At 49.1% G+C, this 15,728-nt stretch carries 12 protein-coding genes and 2 pseudogenes; 6 read left to right on the forward strand and 8 right to left on the reverse strand.

Features of this window, described 5'->3' with window-relative positions; all coding sequences use genetic code 11:
• Positions 1–43: 43 nt before the first annotated feature.
• The gene (locus HMPREF2560_RS09160) at positions 44–589 is read right to left on the reverse strand and encodes a TIGR00645 family protein (RefSeq protein WP_004519303.1); all 546 of its coding nucleotides are present in this window, start codon (positions 587–589) and stop codon (positions 44–46) included.
• A 196-nt stretch (positions 590–785) separates the two neighbouring features.
• Between HMPREF2560_RS09160 and HMPREF2560_RS09165 the strand changes: the two are divergent.
• Positions 786–1,346, forward strand: a pseudogene (locus HMPREF2560_RS09165) (TSUP family transporter); the annotation flags it as partial.
• A gap of 1 nt (position 1,347) precedes the next feature.
• A pseudogene (locus tag HMPREF2560_RS11030) lies at positions 1,348–1,509 on the forward strand (IS3 family transposase); the annotation flags it as partial.
• A gap of 24 nt (positions 1,510–1,533) precedes the next feature.
• Here HMPREF2560_RS11030 and HMPREF2560_RS09170 read toward each other — a convergent pair.
• The 5 genes from HMPREF2560_RS09170 to HMPREF2560_RS09190 form a co-directional block, all read right to left on the reverse strand.
• On the reverse strand, positions 1,534–1,917 hold the full coding sequence (locus HMPREF2560_RS09170; RefSeq protein WP_036491551.1) for a CopM family metallochaperone: 384 nt from the start codon (positions 1,915–1,917) through the stop codon (positions 1,534–1,536).
• 242 nt (positions 1,918–2,159) lie between these two features.
• Positions 2,160–3,755 (reverse strand): peptide chain release factor 3, encoded by a 1,596-nt coding sequence (locus tag HMPREF2560_RS09175; protein ID WP_070608033.1) that lies wholly within the window; start codon positions 3,753–3,755, stop codon positions 2,160–2,162.
• A 213-nt stretch (positions 3,756–3,968) separates the two neighbouring features.
• On the reverse strand, positions 3,969–5,111 hold the full coding sequence (locus tag HMPREF2560_RS09180) for an NADH-dependent flavin oxidoreductase (RefSeq protein WP_070608032.1): 1,143 nt from the start codon (positions 5,109–5,111) through the stop codon (positions 3,969–3,971).
• A gap of 118 nt (positions 5,112–5,229) precedes the next feature.
• Positions 5,230–6,294 (reverse strand): 2,3-butanediol dehydrogenase, encoded by a 1,065-nt coding sequence (locus HMPREF2560_RS09185; protein ID WP_003745670.1) that lies wholly within the window; start codon positions 6,292–6,294, stop codon positions 5,230–5,232.
• 232 nt (positions 6,295–6,526) lie between these two features.
• Positions 6,527–7,585 carry a histone deacetylase family protein gene (locus HMPREF2560_RS09190; protein ID WP_070608031.1) on the reverse strand — a complete coding sequence of 353 codons (1,059 nt, stop codon included), beginning with the start codon at positions 7,583–7,585 and terminating at the stop codon, positions 6,527–6,529.
• Positions 7,586–7,763: 178 nt separating this feature from the next.
• On the opposite strand from HMPREF2560_RS09190, the gene yajC reads away from it, so the two are divergent.
• From yajC to HMPREF2560_RS09210, 4 genes are all read left to right on the forward strand, one after another.
• On the forward strand, positions 7,764–8,030 hold the full coding sequence (gene yajC, locus HMPREF2560_RS09195) for a preprotein translocase subunit YajC (protein WP_003675720.1): 267 nt from the start codon (positions 7,764–7,766) through the stop codon (positions 8,028–8,030).
• Positions 8,031–8,105: 75 nt separating this feature from the next.
• Positions 8,106–9,959 (forward strand): protein translocase subunit SecD, encoded by a 1,854-nt coding sequence (secD, locus tag HMPREF2560_RS09200; RefSeq protein ID WP_070608029.1) that lies wholly within the window; start codon positions 8,106–8,108, stop codon positions 9,957–9,959.
• Positions 9,960–9,962: 3 nt separating this feature from the next.
• A complete protein-coding gene (gene secF, locus HMPREF2560_RS09205) occupies positions 9,963–10,898 on the forward strand; it encodes a protein translocase subunit SecF (protein ID WP_003686183.1) in 936 nt (311 codons plus the stop codon).
• 324 nt (positions 10,899–11,222) lie between these two features.
• Positions 11,223–12,104, forward strand: coding sequence for a carbohydrate kinase family protein (locus tag HMPREF2560_RS09210; protein ID WP_070608028.1), 882 nt, complete (start codon positions 11,223–11,225; stop codon positions 12,102–12,104).
• Between the two features lie 79 nt (positions 12,105–12,183).
• Here HMPREF2560_RS09210 and HMPREF2560_RS09215 read toward each other — a convergent pair whose 3' ends face one another.
• Both HMPREF2560_RS09215 and HMPREF2560_RS09220 read right to left on the reverse strand, forming a co-directional pair.
• Entirely contained in the window at positions 12,184–12,741 is a 558-nt protein-coding gene (locus tag HMPREF2560_RS09215) for a nitroreductase family protein (RefSeq protein WP_070608026.1), read from the reverse strand.
• Positions 12,742–12,851: 110 nt separating this feature from the next.
• On the reverse strand, positions 12,852–15,590 hold the full coding sequence (locus HMPREF2560_RS09220) for a calcium-binding protein (RefSeq protein WP_070608024.1): 2,739 nt from the start codon (positions 15,588–15,590) through the stop codon (positions 12,852–12,854).
• Positions 15,591–15,728: the final 138 nt, after the last annotated feature.

Raw genomic sequence — 15,728 nt, forward strand, 5'->3', positions numbered from 1 at the left:
AGGCCGTCTGAAATATTTCAGACGGCCTTTTGATTGCTTTTTATCAATGCGCTTTATGCGTCGTGCTGTACACGATTTTGTCTGTTAAAGCCATGGCGAGGGCGGAAATCAGGAAACAGATGTGGGTAATACATTGCCACATGATTTGTTTTTCCGACAGATTGGCGGCGTTGAGGAAGGTTTGCAGCAGATGGATGGAGGAAATGCTGATGATGGACATCGACAGCTTAACCTTCAAAACCGAAGCATTGACATGGCTGAGCCATTCGGGCTGGTCGGGATGTTCGTCAACGTGAAGGCGGGAGACGAAGGTCTCGTAGCCGCCGACAATGACCATGGTCAGCAGGTTGGCAATCATCACAACATCAATCAGGTTCAATACGGCGATCATGATGGTGTTTTCATCCATGATGCTGAAATTGGATACCAAGTGCCACAATGATTTGAGGAACTTACAGGCATAAATGACTTGGGCGATAATCAAGCCTATATAAATCGGTAGTTGCAGCCAGCGGCTGGCAAAAATGAAATGCGCGAAGATGCCCATTCGGTCGTGGGCTGTGCGTTTGGTCGGGGTGGAATGTTCCATAGAATGTGTTGTGTGTGGGAAAGATAAGGGGCGGCATTTTAATGGAAAAGTTTTTAAGCTGCAATTTGAGTGGCTGAATTTAAAAAGAAAGGCCGTCTGAAAACAGAATATCGTTCCTTGTTTTTCAGACGGCCTTGTAGGTTGTCAGGACAGGCAAACACGCGCAAAATCGCTTTGCTTTTTAGAGATGGATATTATGCTTGCAGATTCGTTTTTTTATTATCTGGTGTTGGTCGGCTTTGCTGCCGGGCTAATGGATGCGGCGGTTAGCGGCGGCGGGCTGTTGCAGATTCCCGGATTGTTCAACCTATTGCCAAACGCTACGCCTGTGGCTTCGGTGATGGGTGTCAATAAATTTGCTTCCTGCTGCGGCACGTTGACTGCGACGGGGCAATATCTGCGCCGAATCCCTGTGCCATGGAAAATGCTGCTGCCTGCGGCGGCGTTGGCATTTGCCGCTTCATATTTGGGCGCGAAAACGGTGGTGTATTTCCCCGTGCAATACATGAAACCGGCAATGCTGGTCATCATGATTGCCATGTGCCTGTACACTTTTTTGAAAAAAGACTTGGGGCAGACAGTGCGCACTGAAAAGCTGACGCGCCGCGAAACTTTATGGGGCTTATTTTTCGGCGCGTTAATCGGGTTTTACGACGGCGTGTTCGGGCCGGGAACGGGCAGCCTGCTGGCTTTTGTGTTCGTCCGCTTTTACGGCTATGATTTTTTAGCGGCCAACGCTTCGGCAAAGGTCATCAATTGGACGATTAAAAATGGAATGTTATTACGGTAAATGATTTGAGACGTTCTAACAACTGGAAAAAACGATTCATGAGTACATTCATTATTACAACCATGAGCGCATTCAGGGGAAACTAAAAGGACTGAGCTCTGTGAATTACAGAACTCAGTCCTTGAACTAAATCAGTCTAACTTTTTGGGTCAGATCATTTTACGGAGCTTTTTTTGTTGTGTGCTTTAAGCCATTTTTGCATTTGTTCAATTTCCGCTTGTTGTGCGTTAATAATATCCTCAGCAAGCTTACGCATCTCAGGATCCTTTCCGTATTTTAATTCAACTTCCGCCATTTTTACTGCGCCAATATGGTGTGGCAACATACCTGCTGCAAAAGCAACATCAGGATCTTTATATTGCGCAGCTGCCATCATGTCTTGATTCATTTGATTCATACCTTGCATTAATTCTTGTTGCATTGCAGAATCTGTCGACATTGGCATATTCATGTGTGCTTGATGCGGTTGTTCATTAGCTTGGGCATAATTTGAAATTGCAACAGCGCTAAGTGTGATAAAAGTCATAAGTTTTTTCATGTTTTTCGCCTATGTGATAACTGAAGGAGCACAAATTATAAACTTTGACCTAAGGTTAAAGTCAACATTCTATTCCGAAAATGTTTGGTGAGGTGCTAAAAGCTAAAATAAGACAATATTTGAGCTGCGTTACGGATTTATGTTGCTGCTGTGCCTGACCATTGGGAAGTTTGCTTGGGATTTATTGGGTTGATATCGAATGAAAAAAAGGCCGTCTGAATGTTTCAGACGGCCTTTGCGTTTTACAGTTTAACCGAATGCTCGCGTGTTTCGTGGAACACGATATCCGGCCAGCGTTCTTGTGTCAGATTCAGGTTGACGCGGTTAGGTGCGAGATAGGCGAGGTTGCCGCCTGCGTCTATCGACAGATTGCCTGCATTGGCTTTTTCAAACTCCGCCAGCTTTTTCTTGTCTTCGCACGATACCCAGCGCGCCGACCAGATGGATGCGCTGTCAAACACGGCTTCTACGCCGTATTCGTTGGCCAGCCGCGAGGTAACAACTTCAAACTGCAACACGCCGACCGCGCCCAAAATCAAATCTGCGCCGCTCATCGGTTTGAAAACCTGTACCGCGCCTTCTTCGCCAAGCTGTTGCAAACCTTTTTGCAGTTGCTTGATTTTCAGTGGGTTTTTGATGCGGACGCTGCGGAACAGTTCGGGCGCGAAGAATGGGATGCCGGTGAACGCCAGTTGTTCGCCTTCGGAGAAGCTGTCGCCGATTTGGATGTTGCCGTGGTTCGGGATGCCGATGATGTCGCCGGCGTAGGCTTCTTCTACCAGCTCGCGGTCGTGAGACATGAAGGTTACCACGCTGGAGGCGGCGATTTCGCGGTTGATACGCAGGTGTTTCATCTTCATGCCGCGCTCGAATTTACCGGAGCAGACGCGCAAAAAGGCGATACGGTCGCGGTGTTTCGGGTCCATATTGGCTTGGATTTTGAAGATAAATCCGGAGAATTTTGGCTCGTCAGGCTCGACCATGCGCACGGTTGCGTCGCGCGGTTTCGGCGAAGGCGCCCAGTCAATCAATGAATTGAGGATTTCCTGAATACCGAAGTTGTTAATCGCAGAGCCGAAGAACACGGGCGTGAGTTCGCCGGCGAGGAATTCGTCGAGATTAAATTCGTTCGATGCCGCCTGAACCAATTCGATTTCGTCACGCAACTGCTGTATTTCCAGCGGAAAGCGTTGTTCCAATTCAGGATTGTCGATGCCTTTGATGATGTCGAACTCGTGCGGCAGACGTTCGCCGCCGGCGTCGAAGAGATAGATTTCGTCGTTCAGGATGTGGTACACGCCTTTGAAGTTTTTGCCCATGCCGATCGGCCAGGTGACGGGTGCGCAGCGGATTTGCAGGATGTTTTCCACTTCGTCCAGTAATTCCAGAGAATCGCGTACTTCGCGGTCGTATTTGTTCATGAACGTGACAATCGGCGTATTGCGCAGGCGGCAGACGTTCAAGAGTTTGATGGTTTGCGCTTCCACACCTTTTGCCGCGTCGATGACCATTAACGCGCTGTCGACGGCGGTCAATACACGGTAGGTATCTTCGGAGAAATCTTGGTGTCCCGGCGTGTCCAAGAGGTTGACGGTGTGGTCTTTGTAGTCGAACTGCATCACGCTTGATGCCACAGAAATGCCGCGCTGTTTCTCGATGTCCATCCAGTCGGAGGTGGCGAATTTGCCGGTTTTCTTGCCCTTTACCGTGCCCGCGCTCTGAATCGCACCTGAAAACAGCAGCAGTTTTTCGGTCAGCGTGGTTTTACCCGCGTCAGGGTGGGAGATGATGGCAAACGTGCGGCGGCGGCGCACTTGGTCGAGGATTTCTTGGGACATGGTTTTCTTTGCAAAAAGTTTCAGGCCGCTTTTTCAGACGGCCTGAAGGATATGGGTGTTGGAAAACAGGCTAAAATAAGGGCGTGTGCAACACGCCCTGCAATAGATTGAAAGATGCGGAATTGTACAAAAAAATGCTTGATAATTCAATGTTTGTACCAAAACAAAGGCCGTCTGAAAAGTTTCAGACGGCCTTTGGTTATGAATCGATGATTAAATATCCATCGGTTTCCATTCCGCGCCTTTTACCGGCGGCAGCCATGATTGCGTACCGCTGGAGGCAAATCCCCACAAGGTGTTGGGGAGGCCGTAATGGTCGGCGCGCGTCGGGTCGAGTTGCGTTTCGATTTCATCTTCGCGGCCTTCACGGATTTGCGTGGCGATGTGCGGATTAATCATCACAGTTTTGCCCAATGCGATAAATTCTGCCCAGCCGGTTTCATAGGCGGCCAAAATTTGGTCGGCGGTAAACAGGTTACCCACGCCGATAAGCGGCAGTTTGCCGTTGATGCGTTCGTGGATAAACTGCATACGGGTTTGGGCGGTATCGCCGCCGCGACGGATTTTTTTATCAAATTCCCACAGGGAAACGTGCAGATATTGCAGCGGTCTTTGTACCAATGCGTCAATCAGTGCGCCGGTTTCGGTCATGGTTAAGCCGTCGTCGCCCGGTTCTTCAGGGGAGAAGCGGTAGCCGATAATGAAGTCGTTGCGCTGGTGTTTTTCACGGACGGCAACCACGGCATCGATAACGGCCAGAGGGAAGCGCATTCTGTTTTCCAAGCTGCCGCCCCATTGGTCGTTGCGGCGGTTGCTTTGGGCAGAGTAAAACTGTTGGATCAGATAGGTATTGGCACCGTGGATTTCCACGCCGTCAAAACCGGCACGAAGCGCCAAATCGGCGGCTTGTGCATAAGAAGCGATGAGTGCTTCGACTTCTTCTGCGGTCGCTTCGCGTGCGTGTTCGGCTTCGCTGGCGGAAGCGCTGATTTTGTCGAGACCGTCCAAAAGTTCATCAATGGCTTTGGAACCGCCGTGATGGATTTGCAAAATTGATTTTGCGCCTTGCTGTTGCAGGATTTGTGCGGTTTCTTTCAGGCTGTCGAGGCAGTGTTCGCCTGTGGCTTCAGGTTGGCCGTGAAAGGCTTTGCCGTCTTTTTGAACCAAAGTGGCGGCAGTGATAAACAGGCCCATATCGCCTGCGCGGTTGCTGAGGAAAGTACGCTCTTGGTCGCTGATTAAACCGTCGGCTTGTGAGCCGAAATGGGTCATGGGGGCGACGACAAGGCGGTTTTTGATGGTTACGCCGTTATTGAGGGTGTATGTTTGAAAGAGTGGGGCGTATTTTGGATTCATGGAGTTTTACTCTTGATAAGTGAATGGTCGGCATAGAATTGGGCCATTCGGGAATTTATCAAGTACACAGGCCGTCTGAAAAGTTTCAGACGGCCTGTTTATTCTTTAAGCCTTAGGATTAAAGATTAGGATTAACAATGATTTTTACTGCGGATTCGTTGTTGTGGATCAAGCGCTCGAAGCCTTCGGAAATCAATTCGTCCAGTTTGATGCGTTGGGTAATGAAAGGCTCAAGGTTGATTTTGCCTTCTTCAACCAATTTGATGGTTTCTGCGTGGTCGTTGCAGTAGGCGATGGTGCCGCGCACGTCCAGCTCTTTCATCACAACGCTGTGGACGTTGATGGTAGCGGGGTGGCTCCAAATGGATACGATGACGACTTTCGCAGTCGGACGGCACGCTTCGACCATGGTGTCCAGCACTTTGTTGACGCTGGTGCATTCGAATGCGACGTCTACGCCTTCGCCGTTGGTCAGTTTTTTCACTTCTTCAACGACATCGACTTCGGATGGGTCGAGGATGTAGTCGGCCACGCCGGCTTCGCGTGCTTTGTCTTTACGTGCTTTGCTCAATTCGGTGATGATGACTTTGATGCCTTTGGCTTTCAGTACGGCAGCCAACAGCAAACCGATTGGACCTGCGCCGCCGACCAATGCGACATCGCCTTCTTTCGCGCCACTGCGTACATAAGCATGGTGGCCGACAGACAGAGGCTCAATCAAAGCAGCTTGGTCTAATGGGATTTTGTCGGAAATAGGGTGTACCCAACGGCGTTTGACGGCGATTTTTTCAGACAAGCCGCCACCGCAACCGCCCAAGCCGATGAAGTTCATGTCTTTGGAGAGGTGGTAGTTGCTGCCTTCGCCGGTCGGTACGTCATCGCGGATGATGTAGGGTTCGACAACAACGTGTTGGCCGACTTTGATGTCGTCCACGCCTTCGCCGACGGCATAAACCACGCCGGAAAATTCGTGACCCATGGTAACTGGCGCAGACTCGCCGGAGATTGGGTGCGGATGGCCACAAGGCGGAATGAAAATCGGGCCTTCCATGAATTCGTGCAGGTCGGTACCGCAGATACCGCACCACGCAACATTGATGCCGACAGTACCCGGAGCTACGGTTGGCTCGGGAATGTCTTCGATGCGGATGTCGCCTTTGTTGTAAAAACGTGCTGCTTTCATTGTAACGCTCCTTTTTTTAAGTGGAGGCCGTCTGAAAAAGACGGTCAATTGGGGAAAGGGAAGCAGTGTGGCGTGTGAAATGTTTTTATTGATATGTTTTATGTTTGTTATTTTACTACTGATAATATGGAAATGGTTTGTCTTTGCTCAAATTAAAGTTTGTAAATGAAAAAAAAGGCCGTCTGAAATGGATAATCTGTTTTCAGACGGCCTGGGCAATAGTTTGAATGCATTATGGTGTAGGATTATTACTTTTGCCGCGCTTCAGATGCTTTTGGTAGGCGATGACGTAGTCGGCCTTGCTTAATCCCGCCAATACGCGGATGTGGGCGGCGGCGGATTTTGACATGGATTCCAAGGTATAGCCGCCTTCCAGTACGGAAACGACACGTCCTTGACAGCTTGCCGTTGCTTGGACGATTTTGTGTGTCAGCCAGGCAAAATCGGCTTCATGCAGGTTCAGACGGCCTGTTTCGTCTTGTTTATGCCCGTCAAAACCGGCCGAAAGCAACACCAACTCGGGGCGGAAGGCCGTGAGCTTGGGCAGCCATTGTTCGCGGATGGTCGTGCGGAAGATACGGCTGCCTGTGCCCGGTTTGAGGGGCGTATGCAGCATATTCTTATTGCCGGCGTATTGTTCCGCCTGAGGGAAGGGAAAGATGTCGGTTTCAAACAGGTTGAAAAACATCACGCGCGGATCGTCTTGGAGAATCTCCGCCGTACCGTCGCCGAAGTGGACGTCGAAATCGATGACGGCGATGCGTTGCAAGCGGTATTGGGCAATGGCGTGCATCACGCCGGCGGCAACGTTGTTGATCAGGCAAAATCCGCCGGCGCTGTTGCTGTGGGCATGGTGGCCTGGCGGGCGGATGGCGCAAAAAGCATGCCAGGCCTTTTTGTTCATCACCATATCGACTGCCTTGACGACGGCGCCGGCCGCAAAACGGGCGGCTTGGAGGGAGTCGTGGCCGATGACGGTATCGTCGTCGATGCGGTGGATTTTTCCGGGGAGCGGCTGGGCGGCCTCCAATTCGTGCAGATAGTTGCGCGAGTGAACCAATGCCAGCTGCGCATCTTTGATTTCCGGTGCTTCGGTGGTTTGCAGGCGACGCCAAATGCCTTCTTGTTTTAAGGCGGTTTGAATGGCGCTGATGCGTTCGGGCCTGTCGGGATGGTTGGGCCCCGGCTGGTGCTGTAGGAATATCGGATGCGAAATCCATACGGTGCGGGCGTTTTTGCCAACCAAACGGCGTAGGCGGGTGCTGATGCGCCAAAGGATTTTTTTGAACATGGAACAGTATGTGTCGGACAAGTCGTAAAGACTGCTAAATATGGTTAATAAATACGGAAATACTTGGAAATTTTTCAGACGGCCTTTAGAATAGCTCAATTTTGCAGTCCAACCAATGTGTTTGATTGCAGTGTGCAGTTTTTTACTTAATCTAAAACTTGAAAGAACGGATATATTTATGAATCAAGCAGTGGCTCAATTTGCCCCTTTAGTGCTGATCATGGTGGTGTTCTACTTCCTGATTATGCGTCCTCAACAAAAGAAATTCAAAGCGCACCAAGCGATGTTGGCCGCTTTGAAAGTCGGCGATAAAGTCGTTTTGGCGGCAGGTTTCAAAGGCCGCGTAACCAAAGTCGGCGAGCAATTCTACACTGTCGACATCGGTCAAGGTGCGAAAATCGAAGTGGAAGTTGAGCGCAACGCGATTGCCGCGAAAGCCGAATAATCCGTTTTTTTGCAAAAAGCCGCCTCATTTTCCGAGCGCGGCTGTTTGCCTTTATAAATAAAGCAAAGGTTTACCATGAACCGTTATCCTTTATGGAAATACCTGCTGATTGCGTTCACGATTGTGGTTGCGGCTGTTTACTCGCTGCCCAACCTTTTCGGTGAAACGCCTGCCGTACAGGTATCGACCAACCGACAAGCCATCGTGATCAACGATCAAACCCAGTCTAAAGTGGATGCCGCGCTGAAACAGGCAGGTATTCAGACTGATGGTATGTTCATCGTCGACAACTCGCTGAAAGTGCGTTTCAAAGATACCGAAACGCAATTGAAAGCGCGCGACGTCATCGAAAATACTTTGGGCGAGGGCTATATTACCGCGCTAAACCTGTTGGCAGACAGCCCTGAGTGGATGGCGAAAATCAAAGCCAATCCGATGTTCCTGGGTCTGGACTTGCGCGGCGGCGTGCATTTCACCATGCAGGTGGACATGAAAGCCGCGATGCAGAAAACGTTTGAACGTTATTCCGGCGATATCCGCCGCGAATTGCGCCGCGAAAAAATCCGTACCGGCACGGTGCATCAGACTGAAAACGGTCTGACCGTGCCTTTGCAAGATGCTGCCGATGTACAAAAAGCCTTGCCTCAGTTGCAAAAATTGTTCCCTGAAGCCACGCTGCTGCCGGACGGCAACAATATCGTGCTGACTTTGTCTGAAGAAGCAATCAATAAAGTACGTTCTGATGCAGTTAAACAAAACATCAATACGTTGCACAACCGTGTGAACGAATTGGGCGTAGCCGAACCGGTTATCCAACAATCCGGCCTTGACCGTATTGTCGTACAGCTGCCGGGCGTGCAAGATACTGCCAAAGCCAAAGACATTATCGGCCGTACCGCGACTTTGGAAGTGCGTATGGTGGAAGACGATCCGATCAAATTGCAAGAAGCTTTGAGCGGCAATGTGCCGACCGGTTACGAATTGCTGTCAAGCGGTGGCGATCATCCGGAAACTATCTTGGTCAACAAACAAGTTGAACTGACCGGCGACAACATCAACGATGCGCAACCTAGCTTTGACCAAATGGGCGCGCCTGCCGTGAGCCTGAGCCTGGATAGTGCGGGCGGCAGCATTTTTGGCGAATTGACTTCGGCCAATGTGGGTAAACGTATGGCTATGGTGTTGATCGACCAAGGTAAATCCGAAGTCGTTACCGCACCAGTCATCCGTGCCGCCATTACCGGCGGCCGCGTGGAGATTTCCGGCAGCATGACGACAGCCGAAGCCAACGACACTTCATTGTTGCTGCGTGCCGGTTCGCTGGCCGCGCCGATGCAGATTGTCGAAGAACGTACCATCGGCCCGTCTTTGGGTAAAGAAAACATTGAAAAAGGTTTCCACTCTACCTTGTGGGGCTTTGCCGCCGTTGCTGCATTCATGGTGATTTACTATCGCTTGATGGGTTTCTTCTCTACCATTGCTTTGAGTACCAATATCTTGTTTTTGGTGGGTATTTTGTCTGCCATGCAGGCAACGTTGACCTTGCCGGGTATTGCCGCCTTGGCTTTGACCTTAGGTATGGCGATTGACTCCAACGTGTTGATTAATGAACGTATCCGTGAGGAATTGCGTGCCGGTGTCGCACCGCAGCAGGCCATCAACCTCGGTTTCCAACACGCTTGGGCAACCATTGTCGACTCCAACTTGACCTCCCTGATTGCCGGTATCGCTTTGTTGGTATTCGGTTCCGGCCCGGTACGCGGTTTTGCCGTTGTACACTGTATCGGTATTCTGACCTCGATGTATTCATCTGTGGTCGTGTTCCGTGCTTTGGTCAACCTGTGGTACGGCCGTCGCCGCAAATTGCAAAATATTTCCATCGGCTCGGTATGGAAGCCGAAAGCTGAAATGGCAGAAGGCAAGGAGTAAAACATGGAATTATTTAAAATCAAACGCGATATTCCGTTTATGAGCTACGGCAAACTGACGACTTTTATTTCGTTGGTTACGTTTATCGCTGCCGTGTTCTTTTTGGTAACCAAAGGCCTGAATTTCTCCGTCGAATTTACCGGCGGTACGGTGATGGAAGTCCAATATCAGCAGGGCGTGGATGTGAATAAAACGCGCGAACGCCTCGATACGCTGAAAATGGGTGATGTACAGGTTCAGGCATTGGGTACGAACAAACATATCATGATTCGCCTGCCGAACAAAGAAGGCGTAACGTCTGCCCAGTTGTCCAACCAAGTGATGGATTTGCTGAAAAAAGACAATCCTGACGTTACTTTGCGCCAAGTCGAATTCATCGGCCCTCAAGTCGGCGAAGAATTGGTTACCAATGGTTTGATGGCATTAGGCTTCGTAGTGGCAGGTATCATTATTTACTTGTCCATGCGTTTTGAGTGGCGTTTTGCAGTATCGGCGATTATTGCGAATATGCACGATATCGTGATTATTCTCGGCTGTTTCGCCTTCTTCCAATGGGAATTCTCATTGACTGTCTTGGCAGGTATTTTGGCAGTTCTGGGTTATTCTGTGAACGAATCTGTGGTTGTGTTTGACCGTATTCGTGAAAACTTCCGTAAGCCGCATATGCGCGGCCACACTGTGCCAGAAGTTATCGACAACGCGATTACTGCAACTATGAGCCGTACCATCATTACCCACGGTTCGACCGAGGCAATGGTTGTTTCTATGCTGGTGTTTGGCGGTGCAGCCTTGCACGGTTTCTCCATGGCGCTGACCATCGGTATCGTGTTCGGTATTTACTCATCCGTATTGGTTGCCAGCCCGCTCTTGCTGATGTTTGGCTTGAGTCGTGAGAACATTGCCAAAGAAGTGAAGAAAAAAGAAGAAGTTGTAGTTTAATCGCTGCAATAATTCGATAAAGGCCGTCTGAAAATTGATTGAATCAGTTTTCAGACGGCCTTTTGTATTTAAATTTCAGAATGTTTTGTTTTAATGAAATGAGAGGGGATAAACGTGAAAGAAAAAGAAAAAATAGGAACAATATAATTTTGTGATGAATCAAGTTTATTGTCTGATATCCCCTTAATTGCTTGTCAGTCCCAATATTTTAAAACATAATACTTTTGCCCCCGATGCTGGAGTTTTACTACAAGTACATGATTTGCAAAAAATCTGTCGGGAGTGCAGACCCTGCCAATCAACCTCAAAAAAGGAAGGCCAAGAATGAAAGTAACCAGTTTCGGCGAAGTGCTGTGGGACGATTTTCCAAACGGGAAGGTATTGGGTGGTGCACCCCTAAATGTTGCTGTCCGTTTGCAGTCTTTGGGTATCGATGCTGCCATCATCAGTCGTCGCGGCGATGATGCCGATGGCGAAGAATTGCTACGTCAAATTCAAAGTAAAAACGTCAATACTGATTATTTGCAGGTTTGTCACGAATGCGCGACCAGTTTGGTGAAAGTACACTTGGACAAGTCTGGCAGCGCGTCTTATGAGATTGTTTATCCTTGCGCGTGGGATAGGATTGCGGTTGATGATGCGGCAATCAAACGTGTGGCAGAATCCGATGCTTTCGTTTTTGGCAGCTTGGCAACCCGTGATGAAGTTTCGCGTAAAAGCTTGGCAGTTTTGCTGAAAGAAGCCAAATTCAAAATTTTTGACGTTAATCTGCGTAAGCCGCATTATGATATTGCCCGCTTGTTGGAGACCATGAAACAGTCCGATATGGTTAAACTCAATGATGATGAGTTGTATGAATTGGCTGCGGCTTACGGTTCTCCTTATCGCAGTATCGAACAAAATATTAGCTACCTTGTTAAGCTGACAGGTGTCAAAATCTTGTGTGTAACTTTGGGTAGTCATGGCGCGGTTTTGTATAAGGACGGCAAGTTGTACCGTCATTGCGGTTTCCGCGTCAAAGTGGTGGATACTGTCGGTTCCGGCGACAGCTTTCTTGGCGGTTTGACTTACAAGCTGCTCAATAATGCGCCTCCTCAAGAAGCCATTGCTTTTGCTTGTGCGCTGGGTGCATTGGTGGCTTCACGTCATGGCGCGACGGCGGATATTTCTTTGGAAGAAGTTGAAGCGTTTATGAATCCTGCTTGATATTTTGACAAGAGACATAAAAAGGCCGTCTGAAAACCATTAAATTAGGTTTTTCAGACGGCCTTAGTGTTTTCAGGCTTTACCAATAAGTTGTAAAACATTCCAAGTTGGTATTTTTCGGGCCGCTGCCTTCTTCAGTCGGCGAACCAATCATCATCAGGCCGATGATTTTATCTTTGTCGGCACACTCAAATGCTTCGCGCAACAATGGGCTGTTGACCCACATGCCCGTAATCCAAACGTTGTCGAAGCCTTGAGCAGAAGCAGCCAGTTGTAAAGCATAGGCGGCGCAGCCGGCAGTCAGCATTTGTTCCCATTCAGGTTTGGGTTTTGCCACTTCACGGTTCGGCGCGAATGTAACGCCGATAATCATAGGCGCCATGTTGCCGACACGTTCGGCCTTTTTCATGGCATCATCGCCGAAGTTGAGTTCGGTAACGGTCTTGCTCAAAAGCTCGCGGAAACGTTGCAAGCCGGCTTCGCTTTGAATAACGGTAAAGCGGAAAGGGCGCATATTGCCGTGATCAGGAACTTGCGTTGCCGCTTGCAGCATTTGTTCCAGTTGCTCGGCATTGGGTGCCGGAGCAGTCAGTTTTTTGGAAGAGCGACGCGTGGTGAGGAGATTTAAGGCATCCATTTTTAGTCTTTCTTGTGAACTAGAATGAGAATAATTATATAGCGGAAAGATAAATAAATCAGCAAAGGATTAAGGCCGTCTGAATTAAGGTTTCAGACGGCCTTTGAGTTTTACAGGATACCGTTGTTTTGTGTATTTTCAGTAATCAGTGCTTTGTTGATTTCGTCGGCGGTGTAGCTCTTACCGTTTCCGAATACAAAGCTGTCGACATTATTGTTGGCAATGTCATGGATGGTCAGGGTGTCACCTGTATCTTTGATGGTTAAGACCCAATCATCGCCGGTTTTCAACTGTAAATCTTTCAGCGTAATCCCTTCTTTGAAAAGGACTTGGGTATCGCTGCCACCATACGGATTAAAGGTGTCGTTGCCGCTGTTTCTGCCGAACATAATCACCGTACGCTCGGAACCGGGGTCGGTAATGGTATCGTTTCCTCCGGCCGGATCAACGATGTTGATGCCTCGACCCAAAGTAATGGTTTCATCGCTGCGATTGCCCCTGTATTCGACAACAGAAGTGTAACGCGACAAATCTAAATCGCTGTTGTCGCTATCGGCGTGGATGGTGTGGTTAAAGTTGTTGTACACATCACGGTTGAGTTCTTCAACGGGTTGGCCGGTGTATTGGACGATGTTTTTGTTGCCGATCATGTGCGGGATAGACAGTTTGAAGTGGTTGATTAGCTCGCCCGTGCTGTATGAGGTATTGCCGTCAAACTGAAATTCGGAAATCGCACCATAAATGCCGCTTTGGTTTTTGATGGTTAAAACATCGTCTGTGCCTTTAATGCGGATATGCCAAGTATCGCCATCCAGCAGGGGATTGGATACAAATTGGTTGCTGTCGGGTATGTCGGCAATCCCGGTTTTGTCGTAACCTTTTTCAACGGTAATTTCGAGGTCGTCAAGGGTAATGCCGCCGGTAAATTTAACGACGTTGGCGTTGAGTCTGTGTAGGCTTGCTTCGCTATCAAAACCGAAGTTGTAGTCGAAAATGGTGTCGTGACCGTAACCTTTTCCGAAAACATAGGTATCGTTGTGTTCGCCGCCTTCCAGATAATCATTGCCTGCGCCGCCATCGAATAAGTCGGCGCCTACATGGGCATAGAGTTTGTCATTGCCGTTGCCGCCGTAAAGTTTATCGTCGGAAGCAGGTTCGTTACCGTAATAGGTTTCGCTGTGTTCGCGCAAGATGTCATCGCCGTCGTGGCCATAGAGGGTGTCATGGCCGTCGTTGCCGCCGTTGATTTCATTGTTGTCTGCATTGCCATGCAAGGTGTCATCGTCGTTTGTGCCGACAAATTTAATGGTTTCGTCTTTCAGCGCTTGGAAGGCTTGTTGGAACTGCGCGGCAATATAGGTTTGGTCGTTGAACTGGAAACGGTCGATGGAAATACTGCCATCAGCGCCGATTTGGTTTTGAATCAGGGCTGAACCTTGTTCCGAAGTGATTTCCCAACTTTGGCTGCCATCATCGTTCTGAATGGTCTTCAGGTGGAGCTTGGCATTGTTCAGGCCGTCTGAAAACTTGAGGGTATTGATGCCTTGGTTGTCGATAATGGTATCGTTGTCGCCGTAGATATAGGTATCGTTTCCGGCTCCGCCTTTCAGAATGTCTTTACCGTTGCCGCCCACCAAAATGTCGTCGCCTGCATCACCGTTGATGACATCGTTACCGTCGCCGCCATCCAGATAATCGTTACCGTCGCCGCCGTTGAGGTTGTCGTTGCCACCCATGCCGTAAACGGTATCATCACCGCGTCCGCTATTGAGGCGGTTGCGGCCTTCGTTACCGGTCAGAATGTTATTGCTGTTGTTGCCGGCGGCAAAAATATTGGCTGAGCCGGTCAGGGTAACATTTTCGACGTGGGTAGCGGCGGTATGGGAAATGCTACTGAATACGGTGTCTTCGCCGCCGCCAGCCTGTTCAATCACCACGTCTTTTACATCATTAACGTAGTAAGTGTCATTGCCGTCTCCGCCTTCCATAATGTCGGAACCGGCCTTGCCGTCGATAATATCATTGCCGGATGTGCCGATCAGGTGGTCATTGCCGTCGCTGCCATCGATGGTCTTACCGCTTTCGGTATGCTCTGTCAGAGAAATATCGAAATATTTGGCAAAGCTGTTTACATCCAGTTTTTGTGTGCCGATGATGAATTGGGAGACTGCCGGTGTGGTACCGTTTTGAGTGTATTGGTTTTTGATGGTTAAAACGGCGTTGCTGTTTTTCACGGCAATCAGCCAGTCATGACCGCCGGTTTCATTGTTTCGGACTTCAACGGTTAAATCGTTAAGGCTCAGGTCGGTATGAAAGCGGATGCTGTTGTGGCCTTGATTGTCGATGATGGTGTCTTGCTCGCTTTTTGCAGAGAAAAGGTAGGTATCGTCGCCTTCGCCACCTTCAAGCACATCATTGCCTGCTTCGCCGTTGAGGGTGTCATTGCCTGTTTCACCAAAAAGATGGTCGTTGCCTTCTCCGCCGTTGATGAAATCGTTGCCGCTGCCACCGTAAACGATGTCGTCGCCGCGGCCGCTGTTGAGGCGGTTGCGGCCTTCATTGCCGATGAGGATGTTGTTGCTGTTGTTGCCTGCGCCGAAGATGTTGGCTGTACCGGTCAAAACAAGGTTTTCAACGTGGTTTGGAAGGGTATAGCTGACGTTGCTGTAAACCGTATCATAGCCACCATTTGGGTTTTCAATGATTTTATCGTCGCTGCGGGTTACATAATAAACGTCATCTCCCGAAGTGCCTGTTGTTGCTTGTGCAAGGAGAGATGGCTGTAATTGCTCTAAATGTCGTAATTCAAATTGCGCATTGCGGATGCGCATTGCTTTTTCGATTGTCATGATATTTTCTTTAGATATTGATGAGAGTAACAAGGAAGTAAACGTATCCGGCATATTGCCGGTATTGCTTAATTTGTATTGTGTTTAGGCTGTATATACTAGTGCCGAAATTTGATAAAAACAACAGAAACGTTAAGA

The organism is Neisseria sp. HMSC078H04 (genome assembly GCF_001838135.1).
Lineage (GTDB): Bacteria > Pseudomonadota > Gammaproteobacteria > Burkholderiales > Neisseriaceae > Neisseria.